This is a genomic window from Serratia sp. NA_13, from assembly GCF_052691735.1.
In genome coordinates this window covers 348779-370956 of the sequence record NZ_JBQZFV010000001.1, presented here as the reverse complement: position 1 = coordinate 370956, position 22178 = coordinate 348779, and the positions used below count along the sequence as shown (strand labels likewise).

16 protein-coding genes are annotated in these 22178 nt (G+C 53.3%); 11 read left to right on the top strand and 5 right to left on the bottom strand.

The window, feature by feature from the left end; translation table 11 throughout:
• The first annotated feature begins 2 nt into the window (after positions 1-2).
• The 7 genes from ACUTSU_RS01710 to ACUTSU_RS01680 all read left to right on the top strand — a co-directional run bounded on the left by ACUTSU_RS01710 (position 3) and on the right by ACUTSU_RS01680 (position 12231).
• Positions 3-1754 carry a hypothetical protein gene (locus ACUTSU_RS01710; RefSeq protein WP_445651534.1) on the top strand — a complete coding sequence of 584 codons (1752 nt, stop codon included), beginning with the start codon at positions 3-5 and terminating at the stop codon, positions 1752-1754.
• On the top strand, positions 1751-3175 hold the full coding sequence (locus tag ACUTSU_RS01705; protein WP_445653692.1) for a hypothetical protein: 1425 nt from the start codon (positions 1751-1753) through the stop codon (positions 3173-3175). The genes ACUTSU_RS01710 and ACUTSU_RS01705 overlap by 4 nt, the downstream gene beginning before the upstream one ends.
• A 21-nt stretch (positions 3176-3196) precedes the next feature.
• On the top strand, positions 3197-5338 hold the full coding sequence (locus ACUTSU_RS01700; protein WP_445651532.1) for a hypothetical protein: 2142 nt from the start codon (positions 3197-3199) through the stop codon (positions 5336-5338).
• A 66-nt stretch (positions 5339-5404) separates the two neighbouring features.
• On the top strand, positions 5405-7240 hold the full coding sequence (locus tag ACUTSU_RS01695; RefSeq protein WP_445651531.1) for a hypothetical protein: 1836 nt from the start codon (positions 5405-5407) through the stop codon (positions 7238-7240).
• Between the two features lie 9 nt (positions 7241-7249).
• Positions 7250-8902, top strand: a complete 1653-nt coding sequence (locus ACUTSU_RS01690; RefSeq protein ID WP_445653691.1) for a hypothetical protein — start codon at positions 7250-7252, stop codon at positions 8900-8902.
• 10 nt (positions 8903-8912) lie between these two features.
• Positions 8913-10829, top strand: coding sequence for a hypothetical protein (locus ACUTSU_RS01685; RefSeq protein WP_445653690.1), 1917 nt, complete (start codon positions 8913-8915; stop codon positions 10827-10829).
• Positions 10810-12231 (top strand): hypothetical protein, encoded by a 1422-nt coding sequence (locus tag ACUTSU_RS01680; RefSeq protein ID WP_445651528.1) that lies wholly within the window; start codon positions 10810-10812, stop codon positions 12229-12231. The genes ACUTSU_RS01685 and ACUTSU_RS01680 overlap by 20 nt, the downstream gene beginning before the upstream one ends.
• A 282-nt stretch (positions 12232-12513) precedes the next feature.
• Here the strand turns inward: ACUTSU_RS01680 and ACUTSU_RS01675 are convergent, their stop codons facing one another.
• Positions 12514-13941, bottom strand: a complete 1428-nt coding sequence (locus tag ACUTSU_RS01675) for an MFS transporter (protein WP_445653689.1) — start codon at positions 13939-13941, stop codon at positions 12514-12516.
• A gap of 100 nt (positions 13942-14041) precedes the next feature.
• On the opposite strand from ACUTSU_RS01675, the gene ACUTSU_RS01670 reads away from it, so the two are divergent.
• The gene (locus ACUTSU_RS01670) at positions 14042-14191 is read left to right on the top strand and encodes a hypothetical protein (RefSeq protein WP_445653688.1); all 150 of its coding nucleotides are present in this window, start codon (positions 14042-14044) and stop codon (positions 14189-14191) included.
• Positions 14192-14228: 37 nt separating this feature from the next.
• On the opposite strand, the gene ACUTSU_RS01665 is transcribed toward ACUTSU_RS01670, so the two are convergent.
• Positions 14229-14363 carry an AcrZ family multidrug efflux pump-associated protein gene (locus ACUTSU_RS01665; RefSeq protein WP_017892788.1) on the bottom strand — a complete coding sequence of 45 codons (135 nt, stop codon included), beginning with the start codon at positions 14361-14363 and terminating at the stop codon, positions 14229-14231.
• A gap of 597 nt (positions 14364-14960) precedes the next feature.
• Here ACUTSU_RS01665 and osmB point away from each other — a divergent pair.
• Positions 14961-15173 (top strand): osmotically-inducible lipoprotein OsmB, encoded by a 213-nt coding sequence (gene osmB / locus ACUTSU_RS01660; protein WP_017892786.1) that lies wholly within the window; start codon positions 14961-14963, stop codon positions 15171-15173.
• 433 nt (positions 15174-15606) lie between these two features.
• Complete coding sequence (locus ACUTSU_RS01655; protein WP_445653687.1) at positions 15607-16845, top strand: hypothetical protein; 1239 nt, start codon at positions 15607-15609, stop codon at positions 16843-16845.
• A gap of 34 nt (positions 16846-16879) precedes the next feature.
• On the opposite strand, the gene ACUTSU_RS01650 is transcribed toward ACUTSU_RS01655, so the two are convergent.
• Together ACUTSU_RS01650 and mrdA are read right to left on the bottom strand one after the other, a co-directional pair.
• On the bottom strand, positions 16880-18598 hold the full coding sequence (locus tag ACUTSU_RS01650) for a penicillin-binding transpeptidase domain-containing protein (RefSeq protein WP_445651524.1): 1719 nt from the start codon (positions 18596-18598) through the stop codon (positions 16880-16882).
• Between the two features lie 102 nt (positions 18599-18700).
• Positions 18701-20626, bottom strand: a complete 1926-nt coding sequence (gene mrdA, locus ACUTSU_RS01645) for a penicillin-binding protein 2 (protein ID WP_445653686.1) — start codon at positions 20624-20626, stop codon at positions 18701-18703.
• A gap of 283 nt (positions 20627-20909) precedes the next feature.
• Between mrdA and ACUTSU_RS01640 the strand changes: the two genes are divergently transcribed.
• On the top strand, positions 20910-21191 hold the full coding sequence (locus ACUTSU_RS01640; RefSeq protein WP_445651522.1) for a YjcB family protein: 282 nt from the start codon (positions 20910-20912) through the stop codon (positions 21189-21191).
• Positions 21192-21290: 99 nt separating this feature from the next.
• On the opposite strand, the gene ACUTSU_RS01635 is transcribed toward ACUTSU_RS01640, so the two are convergent.
• On the bottom strand, positions 21291-22154 hold the full coding sequence (locus tag ACUTSU_RS01635) for a GNAT family N-acetyltransferase (RefSeq protein ID WP_445653685.1): 864 nt from the start codon (positions 22152-22154) through the stop codon (positions 21291-21293).
• Between the last annotated feature and the right edge of the window lie 24 nt (positions 22155-22178).

The window sequence follows — 22178 nt, the reverse complement described above, 5'->3', positions numbered from 1 at the left end:
TCATGTATCAGGGCTACCCGGATTTTCAGCAGATTATCATTAGCGATCAGCTTAGGTTTATCGCCACCTATCAACAGAATGACGGCTATTTCTTATACCCGGACTCCGTCAGCATTTTGGTTGCGGATCCACTGGCTTTCTCGCTGGATATTGTTCGCAGCCCCAGCACCGACAGCATTTACGGCTGGCTAAATTTCACTACCGAACTGCAGTATGCCGCAGGCCAAAGTCTGGCAAATTTCAAGCAGCAACACCCGGATAAAGCGGTGAAGGTGTTGCCGGTGTTACCCGGCAGCCTGGGGTTTGATGTGCCGATTGAATATCACAGTGCCCTTCGCGGGCAAAGCTATGACGCCACCTGGTATTCGGCTCAGTGTATTCAGTTTATTATTTTGCTGAACTCGGCCAGCACCCAACTGATAGAGAAAACCCTGCTTGACGATACCATCGGTTTTAATGCCCGACTGGACGGTTTTGTCGAGGGTGTGTCACCGCGCCTGGCGTATTCCGTCGAGTTTGATCCCCGCGCGCTGATGCAAGTTCTGGCCGACGGAGCCAAAGGCACGCACCTTGTTGGCGATGACCGGGTAGCGTTTGACTATGGCCTGCTGACGCAATATCTCTACCAAAATCTGGCGCGGTTGCCGTTGCAAATCAGTCCCCCCTTACCGGAGAACCAGCCCGAGGAAAATCTGCTTTTCAGCCAGACGTTCCTTGACCGACTCTACAATCTGTTGGGCTCTCCCTACGCCGGTCCGGCATCCAGCAATACGGCGATGATCGCCCTGCGGATGCCCGCTCAAGGCGGCCGGGTGATCTTTAAACTCGACTCGGTGGTGCTGAGCCAACGCCCGCTGTGTTTTATACTGGATCCTTTTGCCGCCGCACAGCAAATCGCCAAAGTCTCGCCCGATACCATTATTCACCGCACTACCGCCCCACCAATCCCACAGGGTGAACGGGAGATAGACGTTTTCTACGCCTTCCCGCTGGGGTTGAAAAGCAACGTCACTATAGATATTCAACTTACCGTGCCACCGGGGGATATTTACCCGCTGGAACAGAGCCAAACCAAGCTGCTGCGCCCCGACCAGAGCCGGTTGACCTTCCGTTTTACTACCAGCTCACTGGAGACCGAACCTTTCTTCTACCAAATCCGGGTTAATTATCCGCAAGATGGCGACTGGCGTACCCTAAGTGGTGAACGACAATCGTGCGAACAACAGGCTCTGGTGCTCGATTACGCCGCGTTACCCTGCCAGTTTCTGACCATCAATATTGATCCGGGTTTTGCCCGGGAAAGCCGAATTAGCGGGCTTTATCATTCTGCCGGCTGGCAGCAGGATTTGGCCTTAACCGCCGCCGCTCCCTACTTCAGCTGCCCGATCCTCGGTGACGAAACCTACGCCGAAGCAACCGCCTATCAGCTTGCCGGCAGCGGCGTCGTGCCGCTGCCGATGCCGATTGCCCAGCCCACCACCATCGGGGCTTACAGCTTCCCGCAGTTTGGCTCACAGCGAGCGCGGATCACCGTCATTCTGCCTACTGAAATGCTCAAAGCCACGGTGGTCTTTCAACCCCAGGGCACTGACCGCACTACGGAGCACACCTTTACCCACCAACAAAACAGTTTCGATTACCCGTGGACTGTCACTTCTATCTTTGCCTGCGGATTCCGCTACCAGCCCCCTTCGGGCCAATGGTCGGCGTATGTGACCGGCGATCAAACGATTGATATAAAAGGTGAAAAATGAACGCTGAAGATTTGAACCCTCAACAAACGCTACAAAACTTTTTTCTGCTTGGCCGAGCCTTCGCTTTTCACGACCAAACGCAGCCGCCGGAATACTTTACCTATGGCAACTTTACCCCGCAGGTAGTGCTGGACGGCAAGGTCAGCGCGTTGCATTTGCTGACCAGCCCAGGTGGCGGTCTGGCGACCTTTATCGCGCCCAATTTGCCGGTAGATACAGCGGCGATTGAAACTTATATCCGCCAGCATTTCATCCCGGCCCCGGGGAAAATAACGCTGCAACAGGGCGAGATACGTCAGTCGCTATTTCTGCGCTTTGTCCACCAGCCGGATTCTGGCAGTTATAACGTCGAATTCGAACAGTCAAAAATGCCGCTGACCCATGAAGAAACCGGCCTGCTGGACAACGCCATTCGCGGAGCAAAGAGCCAAGTTTATCTGGTGACCCACAGCCGGTTTAGCGTTAGCAGCCGCGTTGCTGCCAGGTTGGAAACCGACTGGGTGGCTTTTTTAACCCTGGCCTTTAACCAACAGGCGCGGCAACCGGAAGTTATCGCCGTTTTGCTTAATCAGCAGATCGACGCCGGGGTGATCACCCTGCTGGAACAGTTCGATAATGATCCTTCGCAACAGACCCGCGAACTGGTCAGAAACGCACTGGTGAATACCGCTGCGCTGCTGGTCAGCAATACGCTACGTAACATCCATTCCATCGATGAGATCCCCAGCAAGATCAACTACGACGTCAGCTACAGCAATAGCGTTCCGCAACGCTATTTGCTGGCTCAGCAGCAGGATATTGCCGCCTTGCTTGGCCAACTGCCCGCCGACAGCATTATCACTTTTACGCCGACGCCGTTGCCCGAACCTAGCCGGCCGGATAAGCCAATAAAGCAACGAGAGTGCGTGGTAAGTCTGGGGTTCAACCCCAAGAGTTTTAACATCATGTCGATCGAGCTGCGCTATGCCCAGTCGCAAACGCCGATGCAGTGGCCCAGCTTCCCCCCGGTCACCTTGAAAACCACTGAAGAGGTCAGCGTTATCACCCTGAAAGTGACGTTTTCCGACTACACCAGCTATGAAAGCCAACTCGGCTGGCAAGACAACCTGGCGCTCACCCCGCAAGACCTGGGTTTCTATAGCCTGCTGTTCGAGGCCGAACAACTGAAGGCAAAATTTAAGTCGATTAGCGGCACCGCCACTTATCAGCCGGCAGGTCAGGCAAAAAAACAAAACTTCAGCTTTTCGTTTGCTGCCCAGCAATGGCAGGCCAACTGGTGGATTAATGCCCATGCCGCCGGTTTAAACGGCCGCGTTGACTACCAATGGCAAGGCAAACTCGACTCGATATTCCCCAAAACCTACGACTCTGGCCCACTACAGGCCAGCGCCAGCCCCGTCAAACTGCAATACAACAAGTAACATAAACAAGAGGAACACCCTATGTTAACCACCGCTTTGCAGCAATCGGTCAAGATCGCCACGGATAAGTATCTGGGCATTAAGGAATATGCCTTTACCTGCTATGGCGACAGCATTGATAAGAATACTTTTTATGTGGTACCCGAGATCCCGGTGTTTGTCGCCAGGGATCCCAAAAGCCCCTATTTCATGTTCTACAAGTATCGTAGTGAAGACACCCAGGGCGGCTATGCGCAATTTACCGTAATGCTGCCGCAGCCTGATTCTGAGATGAAAAGCAAGATCGCTATCGAGTTGCTCGGCAAGCTTAAAGATCCGCTGATCGCGAAATCCACCCTGATCGTCAAGTATGTTCAAGCTGAGCAGGCCTCGGTGGCCGATCCCGAAAATGCGACCAAAAAAGCAGCCATGGATACCGCGCTGCGCAATACCGGTTTAAATGATGATCAGGCTGCCAGGTTTGTCGCGTTATATGACAGCAACAAAGGCAATGACCAATTTGTGCTGGAATTGACGCCGACAGAAATCAAGCTGGAAGTCCCAAGACTCACCTCGGCGCAGGCTTCATTGATTCTGGACAGCAACGAAAAATTCTACCGCCAAATCCCCACCACGCTGTCGCCATCAGGCCTGGGTGATAACAATACCGTTTTCAGCCTGTCGTTAACCGGCCAAGGTGCCACCCTGTTCGAACAGGTATTGAAAGGCACCGATAAAAACTCCAGCGTTGGTATTCGTTTTGATTTCAACCTGGATGCTTCCCTGCCAGCGGCCAAAGTTACGGTCAGCTACGACAGTGAAATCACCAAATCGGTGACGCAAAACATCACCTCCCACACCTGGTCGGCCGATGAGAAAAAAATTGAGCGCGAATATATCGAAAAAGGCGCGATCAAGATTGACGTTCAGGTCGGGCTGACCGCCGCAGAAATGGGCATGACAGCGGATCAGTACATTAAATGGAAGGACGGGCTGGCCGCCTGGGGGCAAAAGCAGGTAGAGCAAATTTTAAGTAGCCAAACCGGGTTGGACATGAGCCTCGAATTGCTTAATGAAGCCGACGGTTTTGATAAATTCAAATCCAGCCTCAGCGAAACCAAAAGTTTTACCCGCGTCTATGATGAAAACTCGGTGGTCTCCTTCTCCATCGCCCCCCAGACCCAGTTGCCGTCTATCCAATCTATCGTCGGCGAAGACAATCTGAAAGATTACTTTAAAGAGTACGATCTCAACGATCCTTTCTATCAGTACATTCAGCCCGAGTTTTTTGTCACTCAGGACCTGGCGAAATACAACGTGGCCAATATCGTGGTGACTGCCATCTACGACAAAGACAATCAGAGCACTCTGCATTTTTCCCCTGGCGACAGCGAACCGAAAAAAACCGGCAAATGGTTTATCAACCCCGAGCTGGGCCGGACATTTAAATACTCCTACACCGTCAACTTCACCGGCATGCAGGCCAAGCCCTATCACTCTGGCGAACTTAAGAGCGATCAGGAGCTGGTTATCTCCATCAACGTGGCCGAATGCGGCATCGTTTATGCCGACATTTCCACGCTGCTCGATCCTATGGGATGGAAAGTCTTCAGCCAGGTGGTGATCAAAACGCAATATTCCGATCCGGATAAGGGCATCAAAATCAAAACCGACAGCCAGGTAGTCAAAGAGTCGACGCCTCCTCACCCCTTTATTTACCCGATTGGTGTTGATGTGGATAAGCCGATTTATTTCTCCACCGATTACTATGCCCTGGATGGTGACAGCCTGACCTACATCCCCGACGGTGTTGAGACCAACCCGCAGCTACCGGGTTATGGGCTGATCCGTGGCCACCAGATCCTGGTCGCCAATGCCCTGCCGAAAGCGCAGAAATACACCATTATCTTCAAGCCAAGCCAGAAGGAGATCACGCTGATCACCTATGAAATGGTGGTGTATTACCCGAAATGGGACTTTACGCAATCCCAATCCCTTGCCCTGACCGAGTTTGATTCTAAATCCCTCACCCAGTATCTGACCTTCAATCTGATGCAGGTTGAAAAAGACAACAAGGTGGAGATCAAATACATCGCTACGGTGTATTACGGCGAAGATAACCAGGAAAAAACCGTTGAGAAGGAAGTGACAGGAACCAGCACCATTGTGGTGGTGACTTTCTGATGCGTTGAGCCCCCCAGGGCAAAGCTTCTTTGCCCTGGATCACCTTCACCAAATGGGATAGTCGCTATGAACACTCAGGTCGTAGTGCAAAATATCTGTTTTATCCGAGCCGACCCGGAGAGGCCCATTTATTATTATTGCGCGGCCGCGCCGGGCATTAGCGTTATTAGCGGTGACGAACCGGCAGTCCAGCTACAGATATTCAGGAACAGCAGCCAACCGGCCACGGTTTACTATGCCATGTTGTCGTTGCAAACCCAGTTAACCAGCAGCCCCGAGGCGGCGCGAGTGGCGGCAGCGGCCAGCCCCGACATGCCGCGCGACGCGGTGTTATTGCCCATGCAGGCGATCGCTTGCAGCGCCACGCTGAACATTCCCGGCTTTATCGATGGCCAAACCAGCAAGACCTCACTGAGCGACCAACAAAACTGCTATCTGTTGGCCAAATTACCGGCTGACGCGGATATCGCTCTGCTGGCCAGCCTGATGGCGACCCCCGCCACTACGCCCATCACCATCAGCTACAAAATTGACTATCTGCTGCAGTTGCCGCCAGCCACCTTTGAGCTGGAAGCCCGTTGGGATCAGGTTTATCAATTTCTGCAACAGTCGGTCGGTTTCAACCTGCTGATTTTTTCCGTCGATATCGAGGAAACCTCATCGCAGTTAATCAGCAAAAAAGTGGTGACCCTTAAAGTCAGGGACAATGACCCCGATGGGCATTTCAGGCAGGCGGTGGCCGAGTTGACGCAGATCCTGACCGGCGAGTTCTTTACCCCGGTGTTTGCCGAAGTGCCGCAGCAAGACAAGCCTAAGGCCGGTTTTTATCTGCAAAGACTGTCGGTAGAAGATATTGATCAGCGGCGTTTAAGCGGCAAGCTGAGCGAAACCACGGTGGTCAAGCGTTCGCTTTATCCGCAGGCCCTGTTTGCCGAACTGGTCGCCGGCACCGACTATCAGGCCGACCGGGTGATCAGCCAGACTGACCTGCAGGATGACTTCTTCGCCCACCGTGAAGTTCGGATCAGCCTGCTGTCCGATGAACTGGACGTTAACGTCCAATTGGTGATGGTGCGCCTGCGCTATGGCTCGGACAGCAAGCAATACACCTTCCGCCCGGGTGATATCGGGCCGAAATTATTCAGGTCACCGAGTATTACTGACCCTATAACCGGCAAAATGCTGTGGCCGGTCGAATACAGCTTCACCGTCTATCTCAATCAGGCGGTAGGCGGCGTAAGATCGGTCAGCTCCGGCGTAATGCAAACCGAACTGAACGATGTCTACCTGGATATTGAGTCAGTCTACGGCCGCTACGATTTTGTCATTGAGGCCGCCAGCCTGTTCGACTGGCGTTGGTACCAGTCGGTATTGGTCACCCTGCGCTGCCGCCATATTGGACAGCCGGTAGCCAGCCTGTCGAAAAGCTTTCAGATTAGCCAGACGACGCAGCAGGACAGCTACCCGGTGATGCTGCCCAACCCGGATCAGTATTTGTTTGACGTCACCAAGGAATACAGCAGCGCCGTTAACTCACCCCATATCTCTGCGCTGTTAAACGAACCGACCAGCCAGGATGTGTACCTGGTCTCCAGCCTGTATCACCAACGGGTGTTAATGATTGCCGCCAACATGGACTGGCAACAGGTGGCGGCGGTGCTGGTTTCTGCCAGTTATGCCTATTTGCCCGGTGATGACGCCCCACCTCTGCAGCAAATTTTTCAGTTTACCGCAGTCGATTCCGCCCCTCAGCGTTTCAGTGCCGACCAAATCGACCCCGAACGACGTAGTGTCGATCTGGACATTTGGTTTACCTACCAACCGGACCAAGGCGGGGATAAGCCCGATTACGTCCAAACCGCAACCGTTCAAGACGATATCGATATCGCCAACCTCATTTAAGGAACCATCATGTTATTACTCAGAGCAAGAACTGCCACTATCAACAACATTACCTTCTTTGCCGACGACTCCGATGACAAGCAGTTCTGGTATTTGCCCGGTGATATCCATATCGCAGAAAAAGACGGGAAACCCATTTTTTCATTGATCAAATACACCGGCGACGGCAGCGGTCAGCAAGGGGGATACATCAACTTCGAGGTCAATACCTCGATCGATACCGCCCAGCTGGATGCCGCCTTCAACGAATACCTGCGCAAACTCAACGTTGATCCGAAAACCGCCCGCAAGGCTCAGGTGCCGTATGACAAAGGCACGGTAAATTTCTTCGTGCTTGACGTCGGCAGCAATGCCAACGGTGAGTTGATCAGCGCGCAGTGCCCCAGCCTGTTTGGCAACAATAGCGCCATTTTCAGCGCCAAACTGACGCCGCAGCAGGCGGTGATCCTGGAAGCAGCCTTTAACCAGGCACAGGCACCGGCGGCCGTGGCCTATAACCTCAGCTTTACCGGCATCACTCCGGCGTTAAAGGTCGAGGTTGAGGCCAAGTTTGAAAGTATCTACAAAGAGTTCGATGTTAAATTTGGCGCCAATATCCCGATCCCGGTGGAAACCCCGGCCAGTTTTTGGTTGGGCTTTGACAGCGTGATTAAGAAACTGCAGCAGGATCAGAAGTTGATCATCAAGGTCACCGAGAACATACCGAGCGAGGAGGAAGCCAAAGAGAAAGAATGGGCGCTGCAGTTTGTCAAAGAGGAGATCCTGAAAAGCTTCTTCACCGCATCGCTCAAACCCAATGATGACAGCAATACCCAGGCAAAATCAGCCAGCGACTCCATCCTGGAATCTCTGCTCGCCAGCGGCAAAGAAGACGGCGGCAAAGGTGGACTGTTCCCCAGCGCCTCGCTGGAAATAAAACTGGTGCGGATCGAAGAAACCAAAAGCCTGAACTTCAACTACACCTCATCAAAAGCCCTCAGCCAGTCGGCGGTACCGCAAAACTTTATCGGCAGCGACATTCTACGTGCCAAAAAAGAGCCGCCTTACTTTATTGAAGTTAACGTTAACGATCCCTTCTTCCAGAAAATCGACTTTACCGTGCTGGGGCCGGACGGTTTTGCCGAATACGGCATTAAGGCCGCAACCTTCAAAATCGAATATAACAAACAGGTTTATACCGCCGAGCCGTTTATCGCCGATGACGGTAAATGGAGCAAGGTCATCTCTCGCAGCCCTGACAGAAATGAGCTGTTTGTGATCAACAGCGAGTATGCCTTCAAGTCTGCCGCCACCACCGGCTGGGAAGGCAGCACCAGCTACAAGCAGCCGTCGGCTTCAGCTTCAACCCTGCTGAATTTGGATCCTGGAGCGGTGCTGACCTTTAACGAGATCTCCATCTTCCTCGACCGGAAATTCTCCTGGGAGAATTACAATCAGGTGATCGTCGAACTGACTTACCTGGACGACAAACAAAGTCGCAAAACCAAGAAGTACCAGTTTAATCCGGATAAAACTGAAGAGCAGACCTTTAAGTATCGCTGCCTGACCGAGAAGCCCTGGACGGTCGATTACAAAATCACTTACCTGCTGGTCGGTGGTGACAGCGTCACGCGTGATGGCAGCGAGAATCCGCCGGCCATTGTTATTCCGGCCGTGGCATAGGTGACTGGCGATGGTCGAACGCAATACGGTATTACCAGCGGCATGGAACGCCCTGGTAAGCGCCTTGTGTCAGGAGGCGCCCTATTTACGCCACTCACTGGTGCCCGAAATCGCGCGCTTTAGCCAGGCACGCCAGGCTTCAGGCTGTTTGTCCGCGGCCTTTAACACCAGCCTGTTGGGATATAACGGCTGTCCACTGGAGTTCACCGTCTCGTCGTCAAAACCGCAGGCACTTTCCTGCACGCTGGATCCTTTTTTGCCACGCTATGCCGAAAATCGTGGGATCGAGGCTTTTTATCGGCACTACCAACAGATCACGGACTCGCCCGCACAGGACGGTGTAGAGGCATGTTTGGCCAGCGTCAGCCAGATGCAGCGCCAGGCGGCCCACCCCCTGCGGTTTGGCTCTTGGCTGGGGCGAAAATATAGCCCCGAGACGGTTAAAACCAAGGTCTACTCCGAGGTACCACCCGACAGTACGGTAGAGATTGTCTGGCCTGATTACTCCGCCGCGGCCTGCCAGCAGGCCGGCTTATCACTGCTGATGCTGGGTTATTACCCGCAACAGATAGACTCGCCTCGAGAATATTACTTTCAGTGGCACAGTGCGCTAATCACTGAGGCTGATATTGCGGCAGTCATGGCCTTTTTTGACTGTGAACGGCTGTTTCCAGCGTTGGCACCGCTGCTGGGACGTGCCCGGCAACAAACCCTGAGTCGCGAAGGTTTTCCACCCACCACCTACGGTTTTAGCCTGGTCTACGGCCCCGGTGGTGAACTGGAAAGCTTCACGCTGTTCACCATGGCGGCCAGTTTCTTTGGTGATAACCCGCGAGTTTTCCCCGCGCTGCAAGCCTTGTTGTCCCAAAGCCAACAAGCCATGCCCTTGTTGCAATCTGTCATGACCGCGCAGGTTCCTCTGCAGTTCAACGTGGTGGGGTTTTCTGTCGATACCCAGGGACGTCATGCCATCAGCTGTACTTTTAGCCCGCAAAATACTCGTTTCGAAGTGCAGCCGCAGCAACCGATTTCATCCGCCGCCAATAATAATGAGGGTTCCAGTTTAAGCGCCTTACTGAGCCAACAGTGTGCCAGCGGTGCCTTTACCGCCCATGTCAGAACCCCGGACGGACGCTGGCATCAGGATGAAAACGCCTTTGTGACCGCGCAAGTGCTACGCACTCTGGAGCACACCTCGCAGACCGAGCCTTATATCGAGAAAGCGCTCGATTTTTTAATCGCCTGTGAAACCCGCCCGTGCCATTTCAGCTTTTGGCCGCCCACTGCCCATCCGCAGTGGATGGCGAACCAGAGTATCTGCGCCGATATTGACGACACCGCGATTATCACCGAACTGCTGTACAAGTTTGGGCGCATTTCACTGACGCAGGTCAGGGAGACGATTTCGCACATGAACAGCTATCAGCTACGCCGGGTCGATCCCCGTCAGGCCGCCGAGCAGCACCAATGGGCGGAGTGCCAAAGTTTTCACACCTGGATGAAAGATGACAATGACATCCGCCAGTTGGATTGCTGCGTGAACACCAACGCGCTGATCCTGCTCCACCGGCTTGTGAGCGGTAGCGATGCCGTATTACCGGCTTACCGACGCATTATTCAAATGCTGAATCAGGCGGTGCAATGGAGTGACAACCGTTACGACCGGCTCAGTTCGCTAACGCCCTATTACGCTCACCCCAACGAATGGCGCATTGCCCTGGAGTACGCCAGGCTGGTGGGGATCCCGCAACTCACGCCGCTGATTGATGCATTGACCCACTGGCAATGGCCCGCCGGCCAGTTGGAAAGTCCGCTCTACCGTCGGCATGACGGGCACTTTCTCTGGACCTCGTCCTGCCTGAACCAATTCAGAACTCTGGCCCAAACAGAATGCACTGAGGATAACCATGAATACCTTTCTCAATGACCTGGTAACACTGAACCAAATTATTCTGCTCAATGCCCGTGAGCAGTTTCCTGACGTTGAGGGTAAAAAGCTACGCTACCGGGCGGCAGCGCCAATGCGGGAAGACGACCTGACCGCCGAAGTCTGCACCGAAATCGTTTCAGGGGAAACCCGCTACCAGATTGCCACCAGCACCGACGGCAGCAGTTGGCGCATGCAACTGGACTTTGCCCTGAATCACTCTATCCCGCAAATTCCCTATGTGGTGCTGAGCTACACCCGCTTTGGCAGCGTCGAAGAAATGATTTTTGACCAGGTCTTGCTGACACCACAGGAAAATCGCTATCAGGCACAGCTGGATCTGTACAAACTGGAGCAACGCGACGCCTTGCTGCAGGCCTTGTCGGATTACGATGCGCAAACCACGCTGGTGGTGACCGTCAAAACCGAGCACGGCCTCACCAACACCGTCACCGACCCTAAAGTTTTCTATTTTGCCGAAAACTATTATCCGTATATCTATCAGGGTATTGTGCCGCCACCGCCGCGCCTGCAGCTGATCCTCACGCCATTGCAGTATCAGCAACTCTGGTATAACTACTATCAGGACTACGTGCGCAAGAATTACCTTTATTACCTGCCAGATACCTTCCTGCTGGGCACCGATACCGATGGCAAGCCGATGCTGTCGATATCCTTTTCCGCCGGCGAGCACGCAACCTCGCTGGGGGATATCAAAGTGACCTTTGACTACTTCCTGTCGCCCAAAGTGAATCAGGGGCGCATTGCCGATGCCACGGCACAGTTTTCACAAATGCAGCCGGACGCCCGACTGGCGCCCTTCGCCAATGCGGACTCACTGGCGTTGCAGTTGGCGTTGCCTGAAGGCAAAACCGAGGAAAAAAATGCGCTGATCAACCTGCAAAGCGGCATTGTCGATTCATTCACGCTGCCCGCTCAGCAGTTCGCGTTGATCTGGGACGCGCTATTTGATCGATCGCCGCAAAACCTGTTGCTGAAAGGCTATTTGGCGGTGCAGTTTATCGGTTTTAACCCGGATAACCTGCCGGTGGTACTGGCGTTGGATGCCAAATATCAGAGTAAGGTACGGGACTTTATCAAACAGACGGCACCGGTCGATATCTACAAAACCATTGAATTCAGAAGCGATAGCGGAGCTTACGACCCCTCTGGGCCACGGCCGATCAAACGCATTTTGGTGAATATCGATAACCAAACCGTCGAATTGAACAGGGAACACCCCAACCATGACGTCACGGTCAAAGTCTCGGCATTGGATCTGATCCTCAACCCGGATAAAAAGCTGATTTATCATTACGACCTGCAGGTTTTCTACGTCGAAGGCGGCATGACGCCCTACTACGATAAAACCTCCAGCTTTGAGATCATTTACGTCCCCTGAGGAGCGATCAGTCTGCTGTTGGCATCTGCAGCAGACTGCGCAGAGACAGCATAATCAACCGACCCGAGGGATCGGCCCCCCACTGAAAAGAGGCCAATCGTTCTCATTTCAATCACGGCAAAAGTGAACGTGACCTGGGGTTGACATTCCGACCGTTGGAACAAACGCTTCAGGATACGGTGGCCTGGTTGAGCTATCAGCGCAAGCCCGGCTGATCCGCCAGACTTTGTCCATTAAGCCGTTGTGTTTCGAGTTAGTCGGCCCAGCCCGCCGACTAAATCACTACCTGCCGTAATCCGCGTCCGGTTTAAAAGCGGCAGGGTTTTTGATGGTCATCACCAGCGCGATGGCCACCAATACGCCAGCCGCCAGGTAAGTCACCCGCATGCCATGGGATATCACCTCTGCCGTCGCCAACTTGATATCGTCGGTGTTCGCCGCCAGCATAAACAACGCGCCCATGGCAGAAGCGCCGGTGATCAAACCAAGATTACGTGACAGGTTAACCATGCCGGAGATCACGCCGCGCTGCTCAGGGGCTGCGTGCTTCATCAGCGCGGTATTATTGGCGACCTGAAATAGCGAGTAACCCAGCGTAATCAGGCAAAGGGGAGTCACATAACTGAAAACTCCCTCACTTAACGACATCATTGACATCACGCCCGCCCCCAGAGTCATGACGGCCAGCCCCACGGCAGTGATTTTTTTTGCCCCCAGACGATCCACCAGTCGGCCGGCAGGCACACTGAACAAAGCGGCTACCAGCGGCCCGGCTGACATCGCCAGCCCGGCCTGTCCTACCGTCAACCCCAAACCGCGCGTCAGATAAAACGGCCCCACGACCAGCGACGTCATCATCACCGTCATCACCAGTGCGCTCATCATCAACCCACGCCTCAGCCCTGGCTGGCGGAACAGCGCCGGCTGTATCAGAGGAGATGCCGAGTTGTTTTCCAGCCGTATGAACAGCCCGGTTCCCAGCCCCGCGCACAGCAACAACAGCAAATTGATGGCGCCGAAATCACCATGCCCCAGCGTCATCGACAGCGCGTAGCATGCCAGTGTCACACCAAGCAACAAAGTGCCGGGTAAATCAAACCGGTCGCTCTCCGATTGCGGTTGCGGCCGACCGTGCGGCAGATAACGGTAAGCCAGCAGCAAGGCCAGCAGGCCCAGCGGAAGGGTAACCAAAAACACCGCACGCCAGCCAAAGCCAAAAATCAATGCCCCCCCCAGTGAAGGGCCAAGCGCGGTGCCAATCGCCGACATGCTGCCAAGCAGCCCCATGGCACGGCCGGTATTTTCTTTGCCCAACGTCTCACCAACCAGCGCCATGGTCATCGCCATCATTACTGCCGCCCCCAACCCCTGTGCAATGCGGGCCGTCAGCAGCAGCCAGATATCAGGCGCAATGGCACAGAGTGCGGAAGCGACGCTGAACAGGCCAATCCCCAGCAGCAGCAGGCGGCGTCGGCCAATGCTGTCTCCCAGACGCCCAACAGCGATGATAGAGGTGGTAATGGTCAGCAGATAGACGAGCATCACCCACTGCACCGCCTGAAACGAAGTGTTGAACGCCTGTGCCAACGTGGGTAAACCGATGTTGGCGATGCTGGCCCCCAGTGATGAAACCAGCATCGACAAGGAAAGGCTGGCGAGGATCCCACCGATATGGGGGCTGGGGGCGGTATGCTGAGTAATTAGCTTCATAGTCTGACTCCTGAAAAGAACCTGTCAGTAGCCTATGTCAGCCAATAACCTGGCGGAAGACGCAGCATATGCAGTTTATTAGTGCATACGACGCCATGTTATGGCCGAGTTAATCGGCTTTGCGCGCGAAGTGGCGGATCAAATCATCTTTGTGGATCAGGGAAAAGTGGTGGAGACGGGGACGGCGCAACCGATGCTGGATGCACCACAGCACCAAAGAACGCGTGATTTCCTGGCAACGGTACTCTAAAACTGCATCGGGGGCATTGCGCCCCCGATCATTAAATTCAGTCTTTTTTCCGGCCAATGGCAGAGAAAAGATTACACAGCTCACCCAGACCATAAATCGAGCCAAGCAGTACGGCTATCATTACCGGCACCAGGATCACCACGGTTGCCAAACTCTCAATCATTTCTAACATCGTCGTTTCCTGGTTTTAAACAGAGAACCCTCTTCCGAACCTGAGGCCTTCCCCTTGTATATCATAAGGTTATTTTTTGGCTGATTTCAATGTGTGATACAGGTCACAACCAACTTCGCTAATGTAACTTACACAGTTACATTACCACAATATAAAAAAATGCTTTCTTCCATGCTCCTGCGGTCTCCCTGCCGCGCTCACACAACGCCTTCCACAGACTGGCGGTTGCCCATATTTTGATAACGTTAAGTTATCATTTTTTAAGCAAGCATTGAATCAACCAATAGAATAAACATATGTTTTCCAGAAGAGTCTCTCTTGTGTACTGCGTCGATAAGTCGTGAGAACGACTAACTGGCGTAGCGGCAGCGGTATACCTGCGATAGGTCGCTCATCTTGGTTGGTCAGGCTGAGAAACTGTCTGTTTTATCGCCAGCCCAGAACATGGTAACCGCGAAATACAATCCGGTCGCTCAAAATTAAGAATATTTACCTATTCTATTTTCCTGTGCAGGAATACATTCATCTCAACTTTTACCGGCCGATTAACCCGCGCTTTATTTTTCCGTTAATTAGGCAATTTACCAGGAAACTCTTATGAACTTTAAACGTGCCGCAGGTGTGATGGTTGTTGTTATGGCAACCCTTTCTGTAACTGCATGTGGGAATATGTCCCACCGCGATCGCAACACCGCGATCGGTGCCGGCGTCGGCGCATTGGGTGGTGCCGTCTTGACCGACGGCAGCACGCTGGGGACCTTGGGCGGCGCAGCATTGGGCGGCATCATCGGTCACCAGACCAGCCGCTGATCCCACCAGCAAAAATATCCGTCTCAGATCGGTTATTATCTTAAAAATAACCGATCTGAAATGTACACCACTCCATTATTTTACCCATGCCCAATAATTAATATTATCAGCATAATTTTAACCCAATAAAATATACTCCACTGATAAAAAAACCTGATACCGCCACCACTCCCCTTCGCTTCCCAACGACGCCACAACGGATGTTACTGCTGTTCTTACCCGGCCATTTTTATTTCTTGACTTACATAACTTCAGGATTATAGTTTCAAAATGAAATGTGAAACAAAGTTTCGTATTTGAAACCTTGCCAAATTTAAAATAATAAACACTTAACTAAAACTTGTCTCATATATAAAACCTCGCGAGAAATTCCATTATTTTGTGGCGGAATACGCTCGCTTTATTAAACGTCAGGTGTCATCAGGGGAAAGTCATGCGCAAAGTCTTTATCGCATTTTTACTATTTTCACCAATGAGTTACGCCAACACCCTCACACCAGCCAGTGAGAAGCCTGTCACGAAACCCGAGGTAAAAAAGAGTAGTCCGGCATTCCCCCATCTGCATTGGCAAAATGAGGATAATAATAAAAACATTGATATCGGTGGTGCATTACGCGCCAACTACCGTTATGAAGACTGGGGTAGCAGTAATTACCGTAATCCCCCCCACTTGCGTTTTGATGCCTTCCGCATTGATGCCAATGGCAATTATAACGACGCCTTCTTTGATTCCGGCTTTTGGTTTCAGGACCGCCGAAAATACGCCATCGACCGTGCCTATGTCGGCTATCACCTGAGCGGGAACTCTGACCTGCAGCTCGGCGCACCTTTCAAACCCTTTGGTTTGCAGCCTTATCCCCAGTTCGGCTGGTCCTACGGCATCCCGTTTTATCTCGGTTTCGGGGTCAATAACGGGTTAGGTGCCAAATACCAATTCCATGACCATGGCTGGGCGCTGGATGCCGCCTATTTCCCCCGCATGATGCCGGCAGGCGTGCGCTATGCGCCGGAAGTGGGCAATTTCGACGATCTGAAAAATACCAACTATGGTTCGCAACATTTGCAAACCAACGAGAAGCGCGATCAGGTGAACCTGCGTCTGGCGCGTGAATTCCATCAGGGCGACTGGAACAACGAGCTCGGCGGTTCGCTGGCGGTTTCCCGGCTCTATAATCATGACACCGGGGATAATGGCACCTACTGGGCGACAGGCCTGCATGCTTTGGTGAACTACGAGCCGTGGCATCTGTCGACGCAAATTATCCGTTATTCTTATGACGCCAAAGGGCCTGAAGGAGCCAACAATTCGGTAATTTTAATGGGGGGTAATGGCCTGACGCCAGCCTATTTGATTCCGGCGCAGGCCACCACTGCGTCAATCAATCTGGCGCGTGATGTCGAAGTGGCCTGGGGAGCAGTGAAAAAACTGCGTTTTTATAACGACTACAGCGTGTTGTGGAAGGATAAGGACGGCGGTTCCGACTCTAAAATGAACACCCTTGGAGTGCAGGTCTTTGCCCTGCCGGTGATGGTGTGGGTTGATCTGACCTGGGCGCAAAACGCCAACCCCTGGGGGGGTGCCGAAAACGCCACCGGCTGGACCAGCGCCCAGTCCTCCGGCAGCAATAAATGGTATTTCCGCACTAACCTGAACATCGGCTACTACTTCTGATCCGTTCCCCCTCCATCGAGGGGGAAACATTACATTAGCCCTTAACTTGAGACACCACGTTCAACGGCTGAGCATCAGGCAGAATGTTCATGTGTTCCAGCACCTGAGCCATAATTTTGCCAAATACTGGGCCGGCCACCGAACCACCGAAGTGTTTGCCGGCTTTCGGGTTATTAACCATCACCACCAGCGCTACCTGCGGATCGCTGGCCGGTGCCACACCGGCGGTGTAGTTGATGTAACCGCCGTCGTATTTGCCATTAGGCCCCATCTTCTCTGCGGTACCGGTTTTAATCGCCAACCGGTAGCCAGGCACTGCGGCGCTGAGCCCGCTGCCACCTGGCAAAGCATCGCTTTCCATCATATGCACTACGGTTTTTACCGTATCTTCCGGCAGGATCCGTTGCCCCATTACCGGTGGCGTGACTTTGGTTATCGACAATGGCCGATAAACGCCGTAGGAACCAATAGTGGCATATTCACGCGCCATCTGTAACGGCGTGACCCGCAGACCGTAGCCAAAGGAGAAGGTAGCACGTTCGATATCCGCCCAGCGCTCACGGTGCTGAGGCAAGTAGCCGCTGCTCTCGTTACCAATCCCCAGGTCGGTCGGCAGCCCGAGACCAAAACTTTTGTAAACCGCCGGTAACACGGTAGCAGGCAGTGCCAGTGCAATATGTGAAACGGCGATGTCACTGGATTTTTGCAGTACTCCGGTAATGGTCAGTTTCGTCCAGTGGCCCACGTCCTTGATTAAATGACCATTTACCCGGTAAGGCGTGGTATCCAGCACGGTATCCGGCCTGATTAGGTGGTGCTCCAGCCCGACCATCACCACCACGGGTTTCACCGTGGAGCCGGGTTCGAAACTGTCGCTGCTGCATACGTTGCGAATATCTTTTGTCGGCGTACCTGCAAAGTTGTTTGGATTAAATGACGGGTAGCTGGCCATGCCCAGCACCTCGCCGGTATTCACCTTCACCAACACCGCACAGCCGGAGTCTGCCTGGTTGGCCACCACGCCATCACGGATCTGCGCATACAGCACGTACTGGATAAATTTGTCGATGCTCAACGTGACGTTCGGCGGAGGCACAGGATCGACATTTTTGATCACGCCAATCACCGCTCCGCTGCCATCCTTCTGGTAAACGCGCAGCCCGTTCTTGCCCTGCAGCAGGTGGTTAAAGCCCAGTTCGATGCCTTCCAACCCCTGATTATCCTGTCCGACAATACCGATCAGCCCAGCAGCATCCTGACTCATCGGATAAAAGCGGCTGAAGTCCTGCTCGGTGCTGACACCGGTCAAATGCAGCTTGCTGATATAGCTGGCATTATCATCTTCAACCTTACGTGCCAGATAAACAAAACGCTTGTGGGCATTAGTCTGAATCAGCTTCTGCACCTCGGTCAGCGGCATCTTCAGCACGTTGGCCAGGCTCTGCCAGCGTTCATTGGTGATATCGGTATGGCTATCGAGAATATGTTTGGGATCCAGCACGATATCGCGTGAAGACACGCTCACGGCCAGCGCTTCACCATTGCGGTCGGTGATCATTCCCCGGTTGGTCGGCAACACCTGGGTGCGGATCGAACGCTGATCCGCCTGGTCAGTCAGTTGCTGATGCTCCAACAGTTGTAAATAGCCCACTCGAAACGCCAGCAGGAAAAAGCAAACCAGTATCCCGGCGCAGATCCAGCCAAAGCGAAGGGTTGAATAATTTTTACCGCTTTTTTTTATTAATGGCGCCACTGTTAACCCTGCGTTTTTATTAAAGTTATGTAATGATTTCAGTCTACCCTGACGAAAATCTTTAGAAGATTGCAGTTTGTAAGAAAGTAAAAACAAACGCGTTTACTGTTGCACATCCGCGCTGTCGTTTAACTCCGGCTTAACTTCCTGTCCTTGCTCAGGCTGCGGAGCGTTGGCCGGGTCAAATATATGGTCGAGGATCGCCCGCGCCGTCGGCCCTGCTACCACACCGTCACCACCGCCGTTTTCCAGAATCAGCGCCATCGCTACCCGTGGATTTTTATAGGGGGCAAACAGCGTATAGAAGATATGATCACGCAGCCGCACCGGGATCATTTTGGCGTTATAGGTCTGATTTTCTTTCAGCCCAAACACCTGTGAAGTCCCGGACTTGGCGGCAATTTGGTACGGCGCGGTATGGAACAGCTTGTAGCCGGTCCCGTTTGGCAGGTTGGCCATACCATACATGCCGTTGCGCACAATGCCCCAATACGGCGATTTGGCATCGCCAATCTGCGCGGCCTGCTTCGGCGGTTGATAGAGGCTCACCTGGCGACCCTGGCGCAGGGAATACAGCAAATGCGGGGTTTTCACCTTGCCGTTATTGATAAGCGTAGTGAGTGCCTTCACCATCTGGATTGGCGTGGCGACCCAATATCCCTGGCCGATACCCACCGAGATAGTATCCCCCTGGTACCAGGTTTTTTTATGCACCCGCTGCTTCCATTCGCGGCTTGGTAAGACACCGCGATATTCTTCGTTAAGATCAATGCCGGTAGCCTGGCCGTAACCAAACCTGCTCAGCCAGCTATGAATGCGGTCAATGCCCATTTCATACGCCACCTGATAGAAGAAAGTATCAGCAGACTCTTCAATCGCCTTGGTCACGTTCAGCATCCCATGGCCGCTTTTCAGCCAGTCACAATAGCGGCGCTGAGTCCCCGGCAATGTCCAAGTCGGTGCGCCAAAGAAGGTGGTATTGGGAGTGATCACTCCGGCGAACAGAGCAGAAGTCGCCATGTAGGGCTTCACGGTAGATGCCGGTGGATAAAGCCCCTGGGTTACGCGGTTAATCAGTGGCAAATCGGGGTTAGCCAACAAGGATTTATAGGCGGAATAACTGATGCCCTTCACGAAAGGATTGGGATCATAGCTGGGGCTGGAAACCATCGCCAGAATACCGCCGTCACGCGGATCCTCGACCACCACCGCCGCTCGCTGCCCCTTCAATACCGACTCGATATACTGCTGCAGCGACAGGTCGAGCGTCAGATAGATATTCTTGCCCGCCTGTGGCGGCTGCTCCTTCAGCAGGCGAATGACCCGGCCGTGGTTATCCACCTCCACTTCCTGATAGCCGGTAGTGCCGTGCAGTTCAGACTCATAATAGGCCTCAATGCCCTGTTTGCCGATATTGTGGTCGGCGGCGTAGTTCTCACTAAGACCGGCTTTATCCAGCCGCTTCAAATCAGCGTCATTGATTTTCGATACGTAACCCACCACATGAGCCAACTCGGCACCGTACGGATATTCCCGTTGCTGATAGGTATCGATGGTTACCCCATCAAAGCGGTACTGATTGACCGCAAAGCGCGCCACCTCAGTCTCGGTCAGTCCGCTTTTCAGCGTCACCGGCTTGTAGCGACCGTTATGGTGCATATCATCTCGAAAGGCAGTGATGTCTTCGGGGCTAAGATCGACAATCGGCGTCAGCTGTTGCAGCAACGCGGTCATGTTTTCGATTTTGCTGGGGACGACCTGAAGTTGGTAAAGCGTAATATTACGCACTAATGGGATGCCGTTGCGGTCGAAGATCAACCCACGACTCGGGGCAATCGGCACCATTTTAATGTCGTTCTGATTGGAGCGAGTTTGGTAGAACCCATGCTGTTTGACCTGCAATCGATACAGGTTGGCGACCAGCACGCCAAAACAGGCGACGACCAGCACCATGGCCACGCCGGCACGGCGAATGAACAGCATTTCCTCTGCGGAATGATCACGAATTTTATCTTTTAATCGGGCCATGCGTGGCGAGTTACCTGTCAGACGTCACAATTTCCCAAGATAAATCAGGGTCGTGAAAAGTCGGCAAGCATAGCGTTATTGGCAAAGTCTCCCCATGAAAAGGTTGCTAATGAAATGGCATAAATGTTTCAGCATGTTGGAATGTTACCAAATGCCGATTTTTCTGCCGCTCAGGGATTGAGACGTAATTTATGCCAGTGCTACAATGTGACGCAGATCACACTAATTAATTTTTGCCCGCACAGCCCCCACCGGTTGCGGATTTTTCCAAGGACCATGTTCGATGAGTGCCATTGCCACAGGTTTTATCATGATGCGCTGGGAATTACTGAGCGCCGTTATGATGTTTATGTCCAGCCAGCTAAACGTCGTTTGCCGTAAGACCAGCCGCAACGGCATGGCATTTATGTTCAGCAGCCTGGGGCTGTTCACCACCTGCTGGTTCGTCATGGGCCTGATGGGCATCAGTTTCAGCCAGGAAGGTTTTACGCAATTCTGGTCACACGCCTGGGATATTTATGTCGAAGTGGCCAGCAACACCCCCACCAACTGGCCACTGCCGTAAATACCGCTGCCCGGCAGTTGAACTCAAGCGCCGGGCCAGAAAGAACTACCGCTATGCCACCTTATGGCAATGCACCGCCGCGAACCCTTAATTTCAATTCTATGACCAGGCTTGCGAAACCAGTGCAAAAGTCTGTGCAAGATGACAATCCTGTCTATGAGGTGTGCCACGAACCATGATGGTGGGCGTATCAATACAGGGTAAACCCCGTCCAATCAGCCATTCGCCAAGACCGGTATCCAGCGGTGTATCTACCCGTACAAACTGACCGCTGCAAGGCTGGCACAAGGCATCAATCAGGGCAATGGCCCCGGTAAGCTCAGATGCAACCACCGGGCCGATCACACTGCCATAACCAAAACGACGTCGCAGGGCAAAACCCACAGCAATACCCTGTCGTTCCAGCACCAACACCTGCTCGGCATTTGCCAACAATGCTACCCACAACGGCTGACGCTGCAGGCCACTGGCGGCAAAATCCAGCTCAGTCAGTAAGGCAATGTCCGCTGGCAATGCCGGGCGCAGGGTTAAAGCTGGCGGCAAAGGCTCGGTATTGCGCATTGGCAGCTCCCGGCATTGATGTTGCGCCAAGGGCCCCAGATCGATAAACCCCAACTGCCGATACAGCGGTTTGCCTTGATCGCTAGCCACCAGGTGAAGCTGATAATCGCCCAGGGGTGTCATCAGTCGCTGCATCATCGCCCTGGCAATACCTTGCCCACGATGCTGCTCGGCAACAATCACCAACCCCAGCGTGGCACGTTGTTCACCCCACAACCAACGCAGCGCACAACCCACCACCTTATCTTCGGCCTCGGCTATCACACCGGCCCCCAATGACCACGCCAGTTGCCAATCTTCCCCTCGATGAGGCCACTGCGCCTGCTGCGACAGCTCGAACGCGGCCGGAAGATCCTTTTCAAGCATTGGGCGTAGCTTTATGCTCGGTTTTGCCTGGGGCACCTTTATCTCCTGATTCAAATACCG

Excerpts from the sequence above, each read along its gene's own strand:
- ACUTSU_RS01695 (WP_445651531.1), top strand. The coding sequence starts at position 5,405 with ATGAACACTCAGGTCGTAGTGCAAAATATCTGTTTTATCCGAGCCGAC.
- ACUTSU_RS01680 (WP_445651528.1), top strand. The coding sequence starts at position 10,810 with ATGAATACCTTTCTCAATGACCTGGTAACACTGAACCAAATTATTCTG.
- ACUTSU_RS01655 (WP_445653687.1), top strand. The coding sequence starts at position 15,607 with ATGCGCAAAGTCTTTATCGCATTTTTACTATTTTCACCAATGAGTTAC.
- ACUTSU_RS01665 (WP_017892788.1), bottom strand. The coding sequence starts at position 14,363 with ATGTTAGAAATGATTGAGAGTTTGGCAACCGTGGTGATCCTGGTGCCG.
- ACUTSU_RS01700 (WP_445651532.1), top strand. The coding sequence starts at position 3,197 with ATGTTAACCACCGCTTTGCAGCAATCGGTCAAGATCGCCACGGATAAG.
- ACUTSU_RS01710 (WP_445651534.1), top strand. The coding sequence starts at position 3 with ATGTATCAGGGCTACCCGGATTTTCAGCAGATTATCATTAGCGATCAG.
- ACUTSU_RS01705 (WP_445653692.1), top strand. The coding sequence starts at position 1,751 with ATGAACGCTGAAGATTTGAACCCTCAACAAACGCTACAAAACTTTTTT.
- ACUTSU_RS01685 (WP_445653690.1), top strand. The coding sequence starts at position 8,913 with ATGGTCGAACGCAATACGGTATTACCAGCGGCATGGAACGCCCTGGTA.
- ACUTSU_RS01675 (WP_445653689.1), bottom strand. The coding sequence starts at position 13,941 with ATGAAGCTAATTACTCAGCATACCGCCCCCAGCCCCCATATCGGTGGG.
- ACUTSU_RS01640 (WP_445651522.1), top strand. The coding sequence starts at position 20,910 with ATGAGTGCCATTGCCACAGGTTTTATCATGATGCGCTGGGAATTACTG.
- ACUTSU_RS01670 (WP_445653688.1), top strand. The coding sequence starts at position 14,042 with ATGGCCGAGTTAATCGGCTTTGCGCGCGAAGTGGCGGATCAAATCATC.
- ACUTSU_RS01690 (WP_445653691.1), top strand. The coding sequence starts at position 7,250 with ATGTTATTACTCAGAGCAAGAACTGCCACTATCAACAACATTACCTTC.
- mrdA (WP_445653686.1), bottom strand. The coding sequence starts at position 20,626 with ATGGCCCGATTAAAAGATAAAATTCGTGATCATTCCGCAGAGGAAATG.
- osmB (WP_017892786.1), top strand. The coding sequence starts at position 14,961 with ATGAACTTTAAACGTGCCGCAGGTGTGATGGTTGTTGTTATGGCAACC.